At 69.9% G+C, this 16,666-nt stretch carries 14 protein-coding genes, 2 tRNA genes and 1 pseudogene; 5 read left to right on the top strand and 12 right to left on the bottom strand.

Going from position 1 to position 16,666, the window contains the following annotated elements; all coding sequences use genetic code 11:
• Nucleotides 1–1,300: 1,300 nt before the first annotated feature.
• A tRNA-Met gene (locus AB0C02_RS29770) sits at nucleotides 1,301–1,377 on the bottom strand.
• Nucleotides 1,378–1,750: 373 nt separating this feature from the next.
• Here AB0C02_RS29770 and AB0C02_RS29765 point away from each other — a divergent pair.
• Nucleotides 1,751–2,209, top strand: a complete 459-nt coding sequence (locus AB0C02_RS29765; RefSeq protein ID WP_357552449.1) for a hypothetical protein — start codon at nucleotides 1,751–1,753, stop codon at nucleotides 2,207–2,209.
• A 225-nt stretch (nucleotides 2,210–2,434) separates the two neighbouring features.
• On the opposite strand, the pseudogene AB0C02_RS29760 reads toward AB0C02_RS29765, so the two are convergent.
• Nucleotides 2,435–3,124: pseudogene (locus AB0C02_RS29760) on the bottom strand (IS6 family transposase).
• 20 nt (nucleotides 3,125–3,144) lie between these two features.
• On the opposite strand from AB0C02_RS29760, the gene AB0C02_RS29755 reads away from it, so the two are divergent.
• The 3 genes from AB0C02_RS29755 (at nucleotide 3,145) to AB0C02_RS29745 (ending at nucleotide 6,578) form a co-directional block, all read left to right on the top strand.
• A complete protein-coding gene (locus AB0C02_RS29755; RefSeq protein ID WP_357552448.1) occupies nucleotides 3,145–3,447 on the top strand; it encodes a hypothetical protein in 303 nt (100 codons plus the stop codon).
• A gap of 77 nt (nucleotides 3,448–3,524) precedes the next feature.
• A complete protein-coding gene (locus tag AB0C02_RS29750; protein ID WP_357552447.1) occupies nucleotides 3,525–4,250 on the top strand; it encodes an SDR family NAD(P)-dependent oxidoreductase in 726 nt (241 codons plus the stop codon).
• A 1,350-nt stretch (nucleotides 4,251–5,600) separates the two neighbouring features.
• On the top strand, nucleotides 5,601–6,578 hold the full coding sequence (locus AB0C02_RS29745) for a hypothetical protein (RefSeq protein ID WP_357552446.1): 978 nt from the start codon (nucleotides 5,601–5,603) through the stop codon (nucleotides 6,576–6,578).
• Nucleotides 6,579–6,825: 247 nt separating this feature from the next.
• On the opposite strand, the gene AB0C02_RS29740 is transcribed toward AB0C02_RS29745, so the two are convergent.
• From AB0C02_RS29740 to ald, 9 genes are all read right to left on the bottom strand, one after another.
• Nucleotides 6,826–6,899 (bottom strand) — tRNA-Pro (locus tag AB0C02_RS29740).
• Between the two features lie 167 nt (nucleotides 6,900–7,066).
• On the bottom strand, nucleotides 7,067–8,470 hold the full coding sequence (gene der / locus AB0C02_RS29735) for a ribosome biogenesis GTPase Der (protein WP_357552445.1): 1,404 nt from the start codon (nucleotides 8,468–8,470) through the stop codon (nucleotides 7,067–7,069).
• On the bottom strand, nucleotides 8,467–9,147 hold the full coding sequence (gene cmk, locus AB0C02_RS29730) for a (d)CMP kinase (RefSeq protein WP_357552444.1): 681 nt from the start codon (nucleotides 9,145–9,147) through the stop codon (nucleotides 8,467–8,469). Before cmk ends, der begins: the two co-directional genes overlap by 4 nt.
• Nucleotides 9,148–9,388: 241 nt before the next feature.
• The gene (locus AB0C02_RS29725; protein ID WP_357552443.1) at nucleotides 9,389–10,159 is read right to left on the bottom strand and encodes a pseudouridine synthase; all 771 of its coding nucleotides are present in this window, start codon (nucleotides 10,157–10,159) and stop codon (nucleotides 9,389–9,391) included.
• Entirely contained in the window at nucleotides 10,146–11,147 is a 1,002-nt protein-coding gene (scpB, locus tag AB0C02_RS29720) for an SMC-Scp complex subunit ScpB (RefSeq protein WP_357552442.1), read from the bottom strand. The genes AB0C02_RS29725 and scpB overlap by 14 nt, the downstream gene beginning before the upstream one ends.
• 79 nt (nucleotides 11,148–11,226) lie before the next feature.
• Nucleotides 11,227–12,189, bottom strand: coding sequence for a segregation/condensation protein A (locus AB0C02_RS29715; protein ID WP_357552441.1), 963 nt, complete (start codon nucleotides 12,187–12,189; stop codon nucleotides 11,227–11,229).
• A 41-nt stretch (nucleotides 12,190–12,230) separates the two neighbouring features.
• Nucleotides 12,231–13,154, bottom strand: a complete 924-nt coding sequence (locus tag AB0C02_RS29710; RefSeq protein WP_357552440.1) for an AAA family ATPase — start codon at nucleotides 13,152–13,154, stop codon at nucleotides 12,231–12,233.
• 191 nt (nucleotides 13,155–13,345) lie between these two features.
• Complete coding sequence (locus AB0C02_RS29705) at nucleotides 13,346–14,332, bottom strand: site-specific tyrosine recombinase XerD (RefSeq protein ID WP_357552451.1); 987 nt, start codon at nucleotides 14,330–14,332, stop codon at nucleotides 13,346–13,348.
• Nucleotides 14,329–15,444 (bottom strand): alanine dehydrogenase, encoded by a 1,116-nt coding sequence (gene ald, locus AB0C02_RS29700; protein WP_357552439.1) that lies wholly within the window; start codon nucleotides 15,442–15,444, stop codon nucleotides 14,329–14,331. Before ald ends, AB0C02_RS29705 begins: the two co-directional genes overlap by 4 nt.
• A 292-nt stretch (nucleotides 15,445–15,736) precedes the next feature.
• Here ald and AB0C02_RS29695 point away from each other — a divergent pair, with 292 nt between their 5' ends.
• A complete protein-coding gene (locus AB0C02_RS29695) occupies nucleotides 15,737–15,985 on the top strand; it encodes a TM2 domain-containing protein (RefSeq protein ID WP_357552438.1) in 249 nt (82 codons plus the stop codon).
• A gap of 69 nt (nucleotides 15,986–16,054) precedes the next feature.
• On the opposite strand, the gene AB0C02_RS29690 is transcribed toward AB0C02_RS29695, so the two are convergent.
• On the bottom strand, nucleotides 16,055–16,660 hold the full coding sequence (locus AB0C02_RS29690) for an NUDIX hydrolase (RefSeq protein WP_357552437.1): 606 nt from the start codon (nucleotides 16,658–16,660) through the stop codon (nucleotides 16,055–16,057).
• Between the last annotated feature and the right edge of the window lie 6 nt (nucleotides 16,661–16,666).

The raw sequence follows: 16,666 nt of genomic DNA, 5'->3' as shown, positions 1-16,666 counted from the left end.
CGCCCGGGGGCCCGGCCCCCCGGCCGTCGGCGGGCGGGGGGACCCCTCCCGCCGGGGGGCGGGGCCGGCGCGGCCCGCTTTGCGGGCCGCCTTGATACGAGAAGAGAACGACTCGGCAAGTAGAGGACTGGCGTTGAAACTTGACCAACGGTCAAGGAGCGCTACCGGATGGCGCACTTGACCGACGTGGTCCCCAGGAAGCCAGAAAGGCCGGCCCGATGTTTCGGACCAGCCTTCTGACCTGCTGTTTCAACCTGTCGGGACGGCCGGATTTGAACCGACGACCCCTTGACCCCCAGTAGTCCGGTGGCCAGCGGCATGCTCACGCACGTTTGCCCAGGTCGACTGAAGCATAAACCGGCCGAGTATAGGAGTCGTCGCACCACTCCCCCGCCACCATCTACTTCCCTGCGACCAGCCAGACATACACGAGGTGAAGGTTGCCGCGTCGACAGTCTGGGAGATCCTGCGCGAGGCCGGCATCGATCCCGCCCCGGATTGGGCCGCCACGACCTGAACCCAGTTTCTCCGCGCGCAGGCCGAAGCGCTGCTGGCAGCAGACTTCATCGAGACGATCACGCTCACCGGCACCCGGACGTACGTCCTCGCGGTCATCGAGCACACCAGCCGCCGCGCCCGCATCCTCGACGCCAGCCGCGCACCCGACCGCAGCCTGGGTGACCCCAGTCCGCCCGAAACCTGGTCATGGATCTCCCAGATCCCCAGTCCAACGTCCATTACCTGATCCGCGACCGCGACGGCAAAGTACCCGACCTTGTTCGACATGGTCCTCGCCGACGCGGCAGTCACGGTCGCGCGCAGCGGCGTGCGAATACCCCGAACGAGTTCGATCATGGAGCGCTGGGTCCGGACCTGCCGCCGCGAGCTGCTCGACCGGACACTGGCCTGGAATCAACCCACCTGCTACACGTACTGCGCGAGCCCGAGATCTTCTACAACAAGCACCGACCGCACAAGGGCGTCGCCAACGCCCGGCCACTCGCTCCGCTACCCGAACCGATCACCGACCCGGACCGGCTCGCCCACCTGCACATCCACCGACGTCACCGCCTCGGTGGCATCCTTCACGAGTACGCACATGCCGCTTGACCTGCCTGGATGGAATTCTCGGCAGGCGCACGGCCGATCCTCACGGATTGGCCAGGCGTTCCGCTTCTGGCGGGTCCGGGACACCGCTGAGATTCCCGGTTGCGTCCACCGCCGGAGGCACGGCCAAAGCCCAGTTCCTGCCCGGAAACGCGGAACGACCCCGAGGCTTTCCCTCAGGGCCGTTCCGGCGTGGTAGCGGGGACAGGACTTGAACCTGCGACCTCTGGGTTATGAGCCCAGCGAGCTACCGAGCTGCTCCACCCCGCGTCGGTTCGTAGACCGTATCTCACCACCCCCGGCCGCCGCAGAGCGACCCCCGACCGGGGCGGTCCGGGCCGCGCCGCGTCACCTCTGCGTCGTCGTACCCCTGTTCATCGGCGTTCGTGCTGGTCAGGGGCTTGGGCGTCGCGCTCAATAAAGCGTCTTAGCCGAGTACACGGCTCCCAGGGAGCAACGGCTACGCGTGTGGCACGGGCCCACAGCAAGATCGGCCGGCGGTTATCGTCTACATCGCACAGACGACTCGTGTGGTGGCCGCCTCGCGTCCACCCGGGTCAGCAGCATGATCTCAAGCGGCGGCTGCCGTGCGAGGAAGTTCCGGGTCGGTCACCACGCGGCTGTCCGGGGGGAGCAGGAGAGCATGAATCTCACTCGTAAGGTGCTGGCGTCGGTCGCCGCGCTGACCACGTCGTTCGCCACGGTGCAGGTGATCACCGAGGTACCGTCGGAGGCCGCCGTTTCGTGTTCGGGGACGATCACCTACCGCCAGGCGGTCCCGGTGGGCAACCCGGTGCTGGAGTTGGTCATCTACTACAACAGCACGAACGGCGGCACCAACAGCGCCTGTGCCAACCACCTCGGTGCGGCGTACGGGAAGCCCGCCCGTACCTCGGTGCGGATAGAGCGGTGTACCCAGACCTCGGGTAAGGGCGGCCCCTGCACACACACCGCGCAGTCCTCCACTGACAATGACATCTACTCGTACTACGCCGGCCCGCGCGGCGTCACCGGCACCGCCAACAACTGCGTGGCGGCGTACGCCGAGATGGACTGGAACGGCACCACGTTGTACAGCTGGAGCGGCACCCAGGGCTGCTGAGCAGCCGCGGTGACCGCGAAGGGCGGACACCGCGAGCCGGGTGCAGGCGGACGACCCACGGGGCGTCCGCCCGCACCCGGTAGCTCTTCCCGAGCGCTGCAGGGCGAGGGTGGCGTGCACATGAGGGCTGCCGTACGTCTGCCCGGACCGGTCGTGGATGTCGACGATCGGCGCCGTTGCATTATCGGATCGGTGGACGCGTTGAGCCCGTGTCGGTGCCCAACGTCAGATCGCCTGGGCGAGTTCGGCGAACGCGGCGGTGACCCGACGTGCGGGCGGGGTGTCGATGGCGAGTTCGTAGTGTCCGCGGCAGAGGTTCTGCATGAAGGCGTGGCCGGCGATGATCACCCGTGCGGTCTTGTCCGTTCGTAGCCCGCGCATCGGTCTCAAACGGTGTTTCAACTGGCTGTGGTCGGCCTCGATCGGATTGTTGGCGTACTGCTCGACGTGGTGCCACACGAACGGGATCAGCTCGTCGAGCACGGCAGGGCAGACCGCGGCGGCGTCGGTGACCACCTCTGCGGGTGTGACCTTCAATGCCGACAGCGCTCGTCGGAAGAACCGTCGGGCCGCGTCGGCGTCGCGACGTGCCGAGACGAGCACGTCGATGACCTGCCCGTACTGGTCGACCGCCCGGTACACGTACCGCCACACGCCGTTGACCTTGACGTACGTCTCGTCCACGAACCACCTGTCGCCTGGCGAGTGCCGGCAGAATCGGGCGGCGTCGGCCAGCAGCGGCGTGAACCGCTGCACCCAGCGGTAGACGGTGACGTGATCGACCTCTACCCCACGTTCGACCAGCAGTTCCTCAACGTCGCGATACGAGAGGTTGAAGCGCAGATATCAGCGGACCGCGACCACGATCACCTCGGTCGGGAACCGGAACCCGGCGAACGCCGACGTCGGAGGCAACCACGGGCGTGAGCGGGTCGATGACTTCACTGCTCAAGCCTGCCTCGATCTTGCCAACGCTCAATGCAACGGTGCCGTCGGAGTTCATGTCGGAGGTCGACGTCGACCACGAGTCCATGATCATCGTGCACCGCGAACTACAACACCGTTGCGTTTGGCAGTGGGCGCCGAAGTCGAGGGTGATTGTGTCTGGCACTGAACAGCCCACCCGGCTTGATCCGGACCGGCGGCCACCACATCCGCCGGTCCGGCCGCCGCCGGTCGGCACACCCAGACACGGCGCGACGCTGCCGGGTGGAGCGATCCGAACCTGCGGCACGTGACCGGCTCTACCATGGCAAGCGCCGGCTCGGCGACGCCCACGCCTACGTCGGGTCCATCAGCGACTACGATCTCCGGAATGCGTGGTGCCTCCAACCCGATCGCGTTGGCGACCGGGGCGAATCGCGGTATCGGGTTCGAGGTTGTCAAGCAGCTTGGACGGCTGGGATACCTGCCGATCGTGGCGTCGCGTGATCGCGGGCTGGGCGCAGCCGCCGCCGAGCGGCTGGCTGCCGATGGCGTGGCGGCCGGGTATGTCGAGCTCGACGTCACCGACGAGGTGACGGTACAGGCGGCCGCCGAGTGGATCGACCGCCGGTACGGGCGGCTGGACGCGCTGGTCAACAACGCGGCGATCTCGGTCGACGATCTGCTGCCCAGCCGTCTGCCGGTCAATTCGTTCCGGCGCACATTGGAGACGAATGTGATCGGCGTGTTCGCCGTGACGACCGCGATGCTTCCGTTGCTGCGGTCCGCGGGCAGCGGCCGCATCGTCAACTTGTCGTCTGGATCAGGGTCGCTGGCTCTGACCAGCGCCGCTGACTGGCCGCAGGAATGGAACGCCGCCGCCTACCCGACATCGAAGTCGGCTGTCAACGCGCTGACCGTGCAGTTCGCCATCGAGCTGCGAGGCACCGCCATCAAGGTCAACTCGGTCGATCCTGGATATACGCTGACGGAGATGTCACCCGGCGCGACTCGGGCCGCCGCCGAGGCGGCCGCGGTTGTGGTGCGGTTCGCAACGTTGGACGAGGACGGACCCACCGGCGGATTCTTCAACGCCGAGGGCCCTCTCCCCTGGTAAGAGCCGCACCCAAAAGGTGCTTATCAATTAGATCTTGTACGGCGCCGCGGATCGCCGTACGCCGCTGAGGACCTTCGGGCGCCCCTCGGGGCAGCCCTGGCAGGCGGTGGTGTCGGCGCACCCGAACGGCCCTGGGATCCGCGTCGCTGTCCTCGCCCGGCACCCACTGACCGAGGAAGCGCAGACCATCGCGCTGCCGCCGGCCCGTCTGCCGACGGTCCCTGGCATTGACGGCACCACCCTCACCCACCTGAGTCGCGGAGCCGTTCAGGTCCACATCGACTGCGGCGGCCCCGGTTTGCGGCTGCTCACCGCCCACCTCAAAAACAAGCTACTCACCTACCCCGGCGGGCGCCGGTACCCCCGCAACGAAGACGAACGGGCCCGGGGTGCCGGTTACGCCCTACTGCGCCGCACCGCCGAGGCCGTCGCCCTGCGCGTTCACCTCAACGACGTCCTGACCGCGGCCGCGGTCGACGGACAGCCCGGCATGCCGACGGTGCTCTACGGCGATCTCAACCGACGGACCGGACGCCGTCACCACCGTCCTGCTCGAAGGCCCCGCAGGCGGGGACGTCAACCGCCCGGACAAAGGCGACGCGGTCCGGCTGTACTACCCGTCAACAGAAGGGCCGATAGCAGCGCGAGGGATATCGCGTCCCTTCTGTCCGAAATCGCCTTCGGTTAAGAGGTCCACCGACGACCAGAACGACGCCGATGCCCTACGCCCACCAGGCGATACGCAGCAGAGACAACCAAGATCCGCTCACTAAACCAGCCGAGTTAAGGGTGCCAGCAGCGCCTCACACGCCACCGCATCGAGCCAGAACAATAAAAAGAGGGCTTCCGCAAGTCGCTGACCTGCGGAAACCCTCACACTGTCGGGACGGCCGGATTTGAACCGACGACCCCTTGACCCCCAGGACGTTTCGCCACACGTCCACGCACGTCACGCACGCTATCCCTACGATCAGGCCGTGTAGTCGACGGCATGCCGGCCACCATCGCGCACACCGTGTGGTCCCCACCTGGTCCCCGGACACCGACACGCTCGGCCACCGCAGCACTCGTGCGCTCGTGCCCGTCCGGGACGCTGGCTACTGGAACGTGGCTGGCCCGCCGTCGCCATCTGATCCGTAGCCTCGGCCTGGTCGTCCGGAATGATTCGTCTCCGGCCTTTGCCTCTGGGTTTACGCCTCCCGCCGTCCCAGCCCATCCTCGCCGGTCCGGCGCCATTGCTGTCAACCGCTGCTGTCAGGCTGATCGGCCAGCCGAGGGAGGCTGGCAACCGGTCCGTTGTATGGAGACCCAGCACCGACGTTGCTGGCAGCTCACGATCAGGAGTAGAGCATGACGGTGTGGCGACGATTCGAGCGGACCCAGGGCGACGCGACGGAGTACTTCGAGATCCGCCGTGAGGGCATCCGATGCTTTCTCCGCTGGGGTTCCACCAGTCGCCGTCGTGAGTCGACCACAATCGTCCTGCTGGATGAGGACCACGCCCGGCGCCACCTGGACAAGAAGATCAAAGAACGGCTCCGCAGCGGCTTCGCTGAGGTTGCGACACCCGCCGAGGCAGAGGGTGAACCCGACGCCCTGGTGGTGCCCACCATCCTTGAGATGCAGACCAAGCCGTGGTTCACCCCCGAGGACTACCTGCCGGTGGATGGCTTCATCGGCGTGGTCTGCCAAGCCATCCTCCCTCCGGATGGCATAGGTGGCTTCTACTGCTACCTGGTCCTGCGCACGGCAGGACGCAGCGCCATCAGCTTCAACGTTCAGCAGACCAGCCATGACCCAGCGAAGGTCGCGGCCTTCCTCGACCTCGTGACCGAGAACCGGGATCTGCCCTTCGACGGGAAGTCCCACCACAAGATCCCCTTACCGCAGCCCGTTGGTCAGTTCAGCCACGCCCTCTTCTGCTCCGCCGAACTTGGTCGGCCCATGTCTGCGTACCCCGCCATCGCCGCCAGGGTTGCCACCGCAGCGCCGATTTACGACTGCGAGGTCGGCGACGCTGATCCAGAAGCCGTCGTTGATGCCCGCATCCACGGGCACGGCTCGTTGAACCACGCTGACTGGGCCAGGTCACCCCAGCCGGCTTTTGACGCGCGCTTCGATATCTCAGCTCGGCGCAGGGAGCGGAACTTCAAGGTCTACAACCTCAGAGATCTGCCAGGAATGCTGAATGACCTGCAAAGCGCCTCGTCGGAGAGCTGGCTGGAAATCAGGCGCTTCCGCGGGGACCTCAAACGGCTAGGGCCAGCCGACGTCAGCCCCAGCACCGCACGAGAGGTCGAACAGTTTCTGCTCGCTCTGAGCGGATGACGGCCTTGGGTTTAGAAGAAGATCGCGGATGGCTGGTCGGGTGGCGGTATCCCTGATCAGGCTGTCCGTCGTCGTCCGTTGGTCAGGGCCCGGAGTAGTCCGGGCCCTGCAAGAGGACTGGCGTTGGAACTTGACCGACGATCAAGGAGCGCTACCGGACGGCGCACTTGACCGGCGTGGTCCCCAGGAAGCCAGAAGGGCCGGCCCGAAATCTCGGACCAGCCCTCTGACCTGCTGTTTCACCTTGTCGGGACGGCCGGATTTGAACCGACGACCCCTTGACCCCCAGTCAAGTGCGCTACCAAACTGCGCCACGTCCCGATGCTCCCGCCGGGTCTTCCCTGCGGCAGCCGATACAGCTTAGCGCAAGATCTTCGCGTGGCGCGCACGGGCCCCTCCCGCGTCGCAGGTACGCCACGCAACTCCCCGTAGAGCGTCCTAGGAAAGAAGCCGCCGAGGTGTTACCCCGGCGGCTTCTGGACCGAGGCTCAGCCGTGGGCCTTGCCGCGCCCGCCCGGGCCGAGTTTCTTGCGCGGGCGTACCGAAATCTCGATCGGGCTGCCCTCGAAGCCGAACTCCTCGCGGAGCTTGCGCTCGACGAAGCGCTGGTAGCCGGCGTCCAGCGGACCGGTGGTGAACAGCACGAAACGCGGCGGGGAGACCCCGGCCTGGGTGGCGAAGAGGACGCGCGGGGCCCGGCCGCCGCGCACCGGGTGCGGGGTGGCCTGGACCAGGGCGGTGAGCCACTGGTTGAGCTGCGCGGTGGGGATCCGGGTTTCCCAGCTCGCCAGGGCCTTACGCAGGGCCGGGGCGAGCTTGTCGACGGCCCGGCCGGTCTGCGCCGACAGGTTGAGCCGCATCGCCCAGGGGATGCGGCGCAGCTCCCGGTCGATCTCCTTGTCCAGGTAGTAGCGGCGGTCGGCGTCGACCAGGTCCCACTTGTTGAAGGCGATGACCAGGGCCCGACCGGCCTCCACGACCATCGAGAGGATCCGCTGGTCCTGCTCGCTGATCACCTCGCTGGCGTCGAGCAGCACGACCGCCACCTCGGCGGCCTCGATCGCGGAGGCGGTACGGAGGCTGGCGTAGTACTCGGTGCCGCTGGCCTTGCCGACCCGCTTGCGCAGGCCTGCGGTGTCCACCAGCTGCCAGGTCTCCCCGCCGATCTCCACCAGGCTGTCGACGGGGTCGACGGTGGTGCCGGCGACCGAGTCGACGACCGCCCGGTCCTCCCCGGAGAAACGGTTGAGGAGGCTGGACTTGCCGACGTTGGGCCGGCCCACCAGGGCCACCCGGCGGGGGCCGCGCGGGCGGTACTCCACCACGGTTGGCGCCTCGGGAAGCGCGTCCAAGATGGCGTCGAGCAGGTCGCCGGAGCCGCGGCCGTGCAGCGCGGAGACCGGGTACGGCTCGCCGAGGCCGAGCGACCAGAGCGAGGTCGCTTCCATCTCGATGGTGGTGTTGTCGGCCTTGTTCGCGACCAGGATGACCGGTTTGGCGGTGCGGCGCAGCATCTTGACGGCGGCCTCGTCGACATCGGTCGAGCCGACCATCGCGTCGACCACGAAGAGCACCACGTCGGCGGTGGCGATGGCGGCTTCGGCCTGCGCGGCGATCGCCGCGGCGCGGTCCTTCGCGTCGGGTTCCCAGCCGCCGGTGTCCACCACGGTGAACGCGCGTCCGTTCCACTGCGCGTCGTAGGGGATCCGGTCGCGGGTCACGCCGGGGATGTCCTCGACGACCGCCTGTCGGCGGCCGATGATCCGGTTGACCAGCGTTGACTTGCCCACGTTGGGCCGGCCGACCACGGCCACGACGGGCTGCGGGCCGGTCGACTCAGCGGCGTCGAGCTCCGGATCGTGCAGCTCGACCCATTCTCCGACCTCGCTCATGCCACGCCTCGCTCGGTGAGCAGCTCGCGCAGCTGGGCGACGACCTCGTCGATGCCCAGCTCGGTGGTGTCCAGCACGACCGCGTCGGTGGCCTGCTGGAGCGGGTTGACCTTGCGGGTCGAGTCGAGCTTGTCGCGGCGGGCCAGGTCGGCGGCGGTCGAGGTGACGTCACTGGCGTCCTCGGCGCTGCGCCGCTGGGCGCGGGCTGCCTCCGAGGCGGTCAGGTAGACCTTCAGGTCGGCGTCGGGGGCCACCACGGAGCCGATGTCGCGGCCCTCGACCACGATCCGGCCGGCGTTGGCGATCATCTGCCGCTGGCGGGCGACCAGCAGCTCGCGTACGGCGGCCACGGCGGAGACGGCGGAGACCGCGCCGGTCACCTCGGGGCCCCGGATCTCCTTCGCCACGTCGACGCCGTCGGCGGTCACGCCGTACCCCTCGGGGTCGGTGCCGATGCGCAGGTCGACGTCGCCGGCGACCTTGGCCACCGACTCGGCGTCGGTCAGGTCGACGCCGGAGCGCAGCACCGCCCAGGTGACCGCCCGGTACATGGCGCCGGTGTCGAGGTAACGGGCCCCGAGTCGGACGGCGAGCCGCCGCGAGACGGTGGATTTACCCGAACCGGATGGCCCGTCCACCGCGACCACGCACCGCCCGGTCGGTTCGTTCTGCCCCACCGTGTTCCTCCTCAGCCCGTACCTCGCGGGTCGCCGGTGTCTCCGGCGCCGTTGAGCGGATATTCCTCGTCCATGATGCCCGCGGCCGTGGCGGGCCCGCGCGGCGACATCGCCCGACGCGACCGGCGACACCACAGCCGCTTCGACAACTCCAGCTCGGCGTGTCCGTTGCCGCGCCACGACCTGGAGCCAGTCGCCGACCGCGAGGAAGCCTACCGGCACGCCTACCCGCAACGGCGGGTCAGTCACCCACCGCCTTGAACAGGGCGGCCACCTCGGCGTTGGTGAGCCGCCGGGTCCGCCCGGCACGCAGGTCGCCGAGACGGATCGGCCCGATCGAGGTACGGACCAGCCGGCTCACCGGATGCTCGACCTCGGCCAGCAGGCGCCGCACGATGTGTTTGCGCCCTTCGTGCAGGGTCAGCTCCACGTGGGCGGTTTTGCCCAGGGCGCCCACCACCCGGAACGAGTCGACTCGCACCGGCCCGTCCTCCAGCTCGATGCCGGCCGCCAGCCGCTTGCCGAGGTTACGCGGGATGGGCCCGGCCACCTCGCAGAGGTAGGTCTTGGGCACCCCGTACGACGGGTGCATGAGTCGGTGGGCGAGGGTGCCGTCGTTGGTGAGCAGCAGCAGGCCCTCGCTGTCCGCGTCGAGCCGCCCGACGTGGTAGACGCGCTGTTCGACCCGGTTGCCGAGGAAGTCCGACAGCGCGGCGCGCCCCTTCTCGTCCGCCATGGTGGAGACGACGCCGCGGGGCTTGTTCATGGCCAGGTAGACCAGCCGGGTGTCGGCCTGGAGCCGCTCGCCGTCGACGTGGATGACGTCCCGGGTCGGGTCGGCCTTGTCGCCGAGCTGGGCGACCCGGCCGTTGACGGTGACCCGGCGCCGGAAGATCAGGTCCTCGCAGGCACGCCGCGATCCCACCCCGGCGGCGGCGAGCACCTTCTGCAGGCGCTCGGCGTCCTCGTACACGGGGGCGTCGGACTTCGGGGCACGGTCATCGCGTCGCATCGGCAAGCTCTTCTACGTCGTCGGGCAGGAAGGGGGCCAGCGGCGGCAGGTCGTCCACCGAGTTCAGCCCCAGCTTTTCCAGGAACATCGTGGTGGTCCGGTAGCGGTACGCCCCGCTGTCCGGTTCGGTGCCGCATTCTTCGACCAGGCCGCGGGAGACCAGGGTACGCAGCACCCCGTCGCAGTTGACTCCCCGGATGGCGGAGATCCGCGACCGGGTCACCGGCTGCTTGTAGGCGACCACGGCGAGGGTCTCCAGGGCGGCCTGGGTGAGTCGTACCGACTGCCCCTCCAGCACGAACCGCTCGACGTAGGTGGCGTATTCCGGGCGGGTGTAGAGACGCCAGCCGCCGGCGGCCCGGCGCAGCTCGAAGCCGTGCCCGGCGGCGGTGTAGCCGGCCGCGATGTCCTCGAGCATCGGGCCGATCCGCTCCGGGGGCTGCTCCAGCACCTGAGCCAGGGTCAGCTCGCTCACCGGCTGGTCCACCACCAGCAGGATCGCCTCCAGCGCGCCGCGCAGCTCGGTGTCGTCCAGCACCGGGGCCGGCTGCGGCACGACCGTCGCCCGCCGTCGCTCCCGCTTCCCGGGTACGCCCGAGGCCGTGTCCTGCGCTCCCGCCGGCTCGTCGGGGCCGGCCGTCTCCGCCGGCCCCGTCCCGGCCTCACCCGGCGCTGTCCCCGACCGCTCCCCCTCCCCCGCCCGACCGGACCCGCTCCCGCCGCCCTGCTCGGGGATTTTGGTGCCGTGCAGCCCCTCCAGGGGCCTCTCCGCGCCAAGATCCGAAGCGGGCTGCGACTCCGGCGCGGCGACGGTGGAGATCTTGGAAGAAGCGGGCCCCTGCAGGGGCTCTTCGCTTCCAAGATCTGCGGTGGTGGCGGGCGCAGCGTCAGGGGCGGGGGCGGGTTCCTGGGGGGCCGGGCGCTGCCACGGGGGGATCCAGGCGGCGGCCTGGTCGGCCAGTGAGTAGCCGTGCTCCTCGTCGCTCATGCCGGCACTCCGCTTCGCTGCGTGCCGGCATGAGGCACCACCGCACAGCATTGATGATTCGCTCGCTGACGCTCGCTCATCAGGATCCCTCCTGCGTGGTTGCCGGGTCGTCGTCGCCGTCGGGCGTGGGCGGGGCGGGCGGTTCCGGGGTGCCGGCGTACTCGTCGATGGTCAGCTCGGTGTCGCCCTCGACGGGGCCGGTCCACCGCACGGTCAGCTCCTCCAGGGCCTGCTCCTGCACGAAGGCGACCAGCCCCTGCCGGTAGAGCTCCAGCAGGGCGAGGAAGCGGGCCACCACCTCCAGGGTGAGGTCGCAGTCGGCGCAGAGCAGCGAGAAGGTGGCAATGCCGGCGCGGCGCAGCCGGGCGGAGATGATTTCCGCGTGCTCCCGGACGCTGACCCGGACCATGTGCACGTGCGCGATGGACACCTCGGGCACCGGCCTCGGGGTCATCGCCTTCAGCGCCAGCTTGAGCAGCCGTTCCGGGCCGATGCCGAGCACCAGGTCGGGCAGCGCCTCGGCGTACCGGGGCTCGAGGGTGACCGCTCGGGGGTAGCGCCGGCCGCCGACCGCCTCCAGCTCGGCCAGGTGCGCCGCCGCCTCCTTGTACGCCTTGTACTGCAGCAGCCGGGCGAAGAGCAGGTCCCGTGCCTCCAGCAGGGCCAGGTCCTCCTCGTCCTCCACCTCGGCGGCGGGCAGCAGCCGGGCCGCCTTCAGGTCGAGAAGAGTGGCGGCGACGAGCAGGAACTCGCTGGTCTCGTCCAGGTCCCACCTGTCGCCCATGGCCCGGATGTACGCGATGAACTCGTCGGTGACCCGGTGCAGGGCCACCTCGGTGACGTCGAGTTTGTGCTTGCTGATGAGCTGCAGCAGCAGGTCGAACGGGCCGGTGAAGTTGTCCAGCCGGACGGTGAACCTGCCGGTCTCCCCGGCGGGGTTGGCCGCGCCGACGCCGTCGACGTCCGCGGCCGGCTCGACGGCGGTCGCCGGCTGGGCGGCACCGGCCGGGGCGGCGGGCGGGTCGAGGGGCGGTGCGGTCACCGGAAAACCGTAGTCCACGTCCCGGGTAACCGGCGTTCGACCTACCGCTCCGCCTGGGCGGCGATCACCTCACGGGCCAGCTGGCGGTAGTTGCGGGCGCCGGAGGAGGCCGGGTCGAGAGTGGTGATCGGGGCGCCGGCGACGGTCGACTCGGGGAACTTGACGGTCTTGGTGATCACGGTCTGGTAGACCTTGTCGCCGAACGCCTCCACCACCCGCTGGAGCACCTGCCGGCAGTGGGTGGTGCGGCTGTCGTACATGGTGGCGAGGATGCCCTCGAGCTCCAGGTCGAAGTTGAGTCGCTCGCGCACCTTGTCGATGGTGTCCAGCAGCAACGCGACCCCGCGCAGGCTGAAGAACTCGCACTCCAGCGGGATGAGCACGCCGTGTGCCACGGTCAGCGCGTTGATCGCCAGCAGGCCCAGCGATGGCTGGCAGTCGATCAGGATGTAGTCGTACTCCTTGCGGACCGACCTGAGCACCCGGGCCAGGGCCATCTCCCGGGCGACCTCGTTGACCAACTGGATCTCGGCGGCGGACAGGTCGATGTTGGCGGGGAGCAGGTGCAGCCCGGCGACGTCGGTCTTGATCAGCACGTCCTCGGCGGTGACGTCGTCCTGCATGAGCAGGTTGTAGACCGACAGGTCGAGGTTGTGCGGGTTGACACCCAGGCCGACGGAGAGCGCGCCCTGCGGGTCGAAGTCGACCAGCAACACCTTGCGGCCGTACTCGGCGAGCGCGGCGCCCAGGTTGATGGTGGTGGTGGTCTTGCCGACGCCACCCTTCTGGTTGGCCATCGCGATGATCCGCGCCGGGCCGTGCCGGTCGGTCGGCATCGGCTCGGGGATCGGCTTGCGCATCGTGTACGCGGCCGGGTCGGCCGGGCCGAGGTCGGCGCCGAGCGACGCCTGCTGCTCGCGGAGCTCCGACGTCCAGGTCTCGGCACGATCCTCGTTGCCAGCCATGTCCTTGTTGCCCCCTCCCGACGACCACCCGGTGTCGGAGCCGTCCGACGTCCCTCGCGGCGCCGCTGCGTACCTCCGGTCTGCCGCCCATGAGGTTCACGCGATGCCGACTGTACGCCACCGGCCAGCAGGGCGTTCGGTAGCGGGTCGGCGTGTCGGACCGCTCGGCCGCCGGGCGGAGTTCACAGAGGTCAACCGCGGGCTCGTGGGTGGGCGGTCGCGTACACCTCGCGCAGCCGTTCCACGGTGACCAACGTGTACACCTGGGTGGTGGTCACCGAGGCGTGGCCGAGCAGTTCCTGCACCACCCGGACGTCGGCGCCGCCGTCGAGCAGGTGGGTGGCGTACGAGTGGCGCAGGGTGTGCGGGGAGACCGCGTCGGGGCCGGCGACCGGCAGGCCGGCCCGCTCGGCCGCGCCACGCAGGACGGTCCAGGCGCCCTGCCGGGTCAGCGGGCCGCCGCGGGCGTTGACGAAGACCGCCGGGGTGCCCCGGCCGGCGGCGAGCAGCGCCGGGCGGCCCCGGACCAGCCAGGCGCGCAGCGCCTCGGCGGCGTACCCGCCGACCGGGACGAGGCGCGTCCGGCCGCCCTTGCCCCGCAGCAGCACCGCCCCCTCGTCCACGTCCAGGTCATCCACGACCGCGCCGACCGCCTCGGAGATGCGCGCGCCGGTGCCGTACAGGAATTCCAGCAGCGCCCGGTCGCGCAGCGCGCGGGGCGCCACGTCGCCAGTCGCGGTGGCCGGGCCGACGTTCTCCAGCAGCCGGACCACGTCGTCGACCGGCAGCGCCCGGGGCAGCCGGCGCGGCGGGGTGGGCGGGCGGACGTCACGGCTGGGGTCGGCGCCGGTCAGGCCCTCGCGCAGCGCGAAGCGGTGCAGGCCGCGGACGGCGCTGGCGGCGCGGGCCGCGGACGACACGGCCAGTGGCGGGCGGTCGGCGTCACCGGCGCGCAGCCGGGCCAGGTGTGCCTCCACCTCGGCGGGCCCCACGGAGGACAGGTCGGTCACCCCGGCCGCGGCCAGGGTGGCCAAATAGCGGTCGAGGTCGCGGCGGTACGAGGCGAGGGTGTTCGCCGAGAGCCCGCGCTCGACGGTGAGGTGGTCCAGGTAGCCCCGGACGGCGCGGCGCAGGGCCGGCGCGGGTTCCACGCCGGCCCTTTCCGTGGTCGCGCTCAGCTCAGCACCTCGGCCAGCGGCAGCATGTGCAGGTCGTGCGCCTCGGCCACCGGGCCGTAGACGACGCTGCCGGCGTGGGTGTTCAGGCCCAGCGCCAGGGCCGGGTCGTTGCGCAGCGCCTGGCGCCAGCCCCGGTTGGCCAGTTCGAGCGCGTACGGCAGGGTGACGTTGGTCAGCGCGTGGGTGCTGGTGTTCGGCACCGCCCCGGGCATGTTCGCCACACAGTAGAAGATCGACTCGTGCACCCGGTAGACCGGATCGGCGTGTGTGGTCGGACGGGAGTCCTCGAAGCAGCCGCCCTGGTCGATGGAGATGTCGACGAGCACGCTGCCCGGCTTCATCCGGGAGACCAACTCGTTGGAGACCAGCTTCGGCGCCTTCGCACCGGGCACCAGCACCGCGCCGATGACCAGGTCCGCGTCGAGGACCGCCCGCTCGATCTCGTACGCGTTGGAGGCGACGGTCTGCAGGTGGCCTCGGTAGATGGCGTCGGCCTGGCGCAGTCGGGACACGTTCTTGTCCAGCAGCAGCACCTCGGACTGCATGCCGAGCGCGATCGCGGCGGCGTTCATGCCGGAGACGCCGGCGCCGATGACCACCGTCTTGGCCGCGTAGACGCCGGAGACGCCGCCGGGCAGCACCCCGCGTCCGCCGCCGGTACGCATCATGTAGAAGGCGCCCACCTGCGGGGCGAGGCGTCCGGCCACCTCGGACATCGGGGCGAGCAGCGGCAGCGACCGGTCGGGCAGCTCGACGGTTTCGTACGCGATGCCGGTGACCTTGCGGTCGAGCAGCGCGTCGGTGCACTCCCGGGAGGCGGCCAGGTGCAGGTAGGTGAAGAGCACCTGCCCCTCGCGCATCCGGTGGTGTTCCTCGGCGACCGGCTCCTTGACCTTGAGCACCAGCTCGGCGGCGGCCCAGACCTCGTCCGCGCCGGCGATGATCTTCGCGCCGGCGGCGGTGTACTCGTCGTCGGCGATGCTGGAGCCGACGCCCGCGCCGGACTCGACGAAGACCTCGTGGCCGTGGCGGGTGAACTCGTTGACGCCCGCGGGCGTGATCGCCACACGGTATTCGTGGTTCTTGACCTCGCGGGGAATTCCGACCTTCACGTTGCAGACACCTTCTTCCGGGGCTGCTCACGGCCCCCGACTGCGGCGCCGCGACGGCCCCATCGCCGGCGCGGTCCACCGGTCCTGCCGGCCGCAGTCTAGGCGCGTGGGCACTCCTGCGGCGGCCTGCACAGTGACATTCAGTGCCCGGTCGTCCTGACGATCTGTCAGGCGTGAACCGGGCCGAGCGGTGGGGACGGCCTCAGCCGTCAGGACAATGTTCGTGAATATCGTCCGATTGTCCGAGCCGCGATGCGGACAGAACGCTTGTGAATCACTAGCGTGACCGCTCATGACCACTCCCGCTTACCAACCCCAAGGTGTCTCCGACAAGAGCAAGGTCGTCGCGGGCATCCTGCAGATTCTCCTCGGCGGCTTCGGTGTCGGCCGCTTCTACATCGGCGACGTCAAGATCGGCGTCATCCAACTCGTGGTGACCCTCGTGACCTGCGGCGCCGGCGCGATCTGGGGCCTCATCGACGGCATCCTGATCCTCGTCAAGGGTGGCGTCGACGGCCAGGGGCGCCCGCTACGCGACTGACGGCGACAGCAACACGACAGGGGCCGCGCAGTGATCGCACCGCGCGGCCCCTCCGACTGTCCGGGCCACTCAGCGGGGCAGCGGCGCCTCCGGTCGGCGCAGCTCGGTGAAGCCGGTCTCCCGGGCCCGGGCGGCGGCGAGCAGACCGGCCACGCAGGAGGCGTTGGTGATCTCCCCCGCCAGGACCATCCCGACGGCCTCGTCCAGGTCGACCCGGACGACCTGGAGGTCGGCCTCCTCGTCGCGCCGGTCGTGCCGCTGATCGGCGGGCACGTCGGCGAGGTCACGGGCCAGGAAGACCCGCACCACCTCGTCGGAGAAGCCCGGCGAGCTGTGCAGGTCGACCAGGACGTCGATGGTGCCGGCGGTCAGGTCGGCCTCCTCGGCCAACTCCCGGGCCGCGGCGGCGGCCAGGTCCTCGCCGCCGACGTCCATCAGCCCGGCCGGCAGTTCCCACAGGTGCCGGCCGACCGGGTGCCGGTACTGCCGGATCAGCACCACCTGTCCCGCGTCGTCCAGCGCCACCACGGCCACCGCGCCCACGTGCCGGACGTAGTCGCGGGCGGCGGTGCCGCCGCCGGGCATGGTGACGTCGTCACTGACCACCGAGAAGATCCGGCCGGACCAGATCTTGCGGTGGTCGGTCACCTCGTAACGGTGCTCGACGCCGCTCACGCCGCC

The organism is Micromonospora sp. NPDC048999, from assembly GCF_040649295.1.
Lineage (GTDB): Bacteria > Actinomycetota > Actinomycetes > Mycobacteriales > Micromonosporaceae > Micromonospora.
The sequence above is the reverse complement of the archived record's forward strand: the minus strand, read 5'-3'. Positions and strand labels throughout refer to the sequence as shown.

What these genes read in the sequence shown, in the direction of transcription:
- AB0C02_RS29695 (WP_357552438.1), top strand. Translation starts at nt 15,737, where the DNA reads ATGACCACTCCCGCTTACCAACCCCAAGGTGTCTCCGACAAGAGCAAG.
- AB0C02_RS29750 (WP_357552447.1), top strand. Translation starts at nt 3,525, where the DNA reads ATGCGTGGTGCCTCCAACCCGATCGCGTTGGCGACCGGGGCGAATCGC.
- der (WP_357552445.1), bottom strand. Translation starts at nt 8,470, where the DNA reads ATGAGCGAGGTCGGAGAATGGGTCGAGCTGCACGATCCGGAGCTCGAC.
- scpB (WP_357552442.1), bottom strand. Translation starts at nt 11,147, where the DNA reads ATGAGCGACGAGGAGCACGGCTACTCACTGGCCGACCAGGCCGCCGCC.
- AB0C02_RS29745 (WP_357552446.1), top strand. Translation starts at nt 5,601, where the DNA reads ATGACGGTGTGGCGACGATTCGAGCGGACCCAGGGCGACGCGACGGAG.
- AB0C02_RS29710 (WP_357552440.1), bottom strand. Translation starts at nt 13,154, where the DNA reads ATGGCTGGCAACGAGGATCGTGCCGAGACCTGGACGTCGGAGCTCCGC.
- AB0C02_RS29755 (WP_357552448.1), top strand. Translation starts at nt 3,145, where the DNA reads ATGACTTCACTGCTCAAGCCTGCCTCGATCTTGCCAACGCTCAATGCA.
- AB0C02_RS29725 (WP_357552443.1), bottom strand. Translation starts at nt 10,159, where the DNA reads ATGCGACGCGATGACCGTGCCCCGAAGTCCGACGCCCCCGTGTACGAG.
- AB0C02_RS29765 (WP_357552449.1), top strand. Translation starts at nt 1,751, where the DNA reads ATGAATCTCACTCGTAAGGTGCTGGCGTCGGTCGCCGCGCTGACCACG.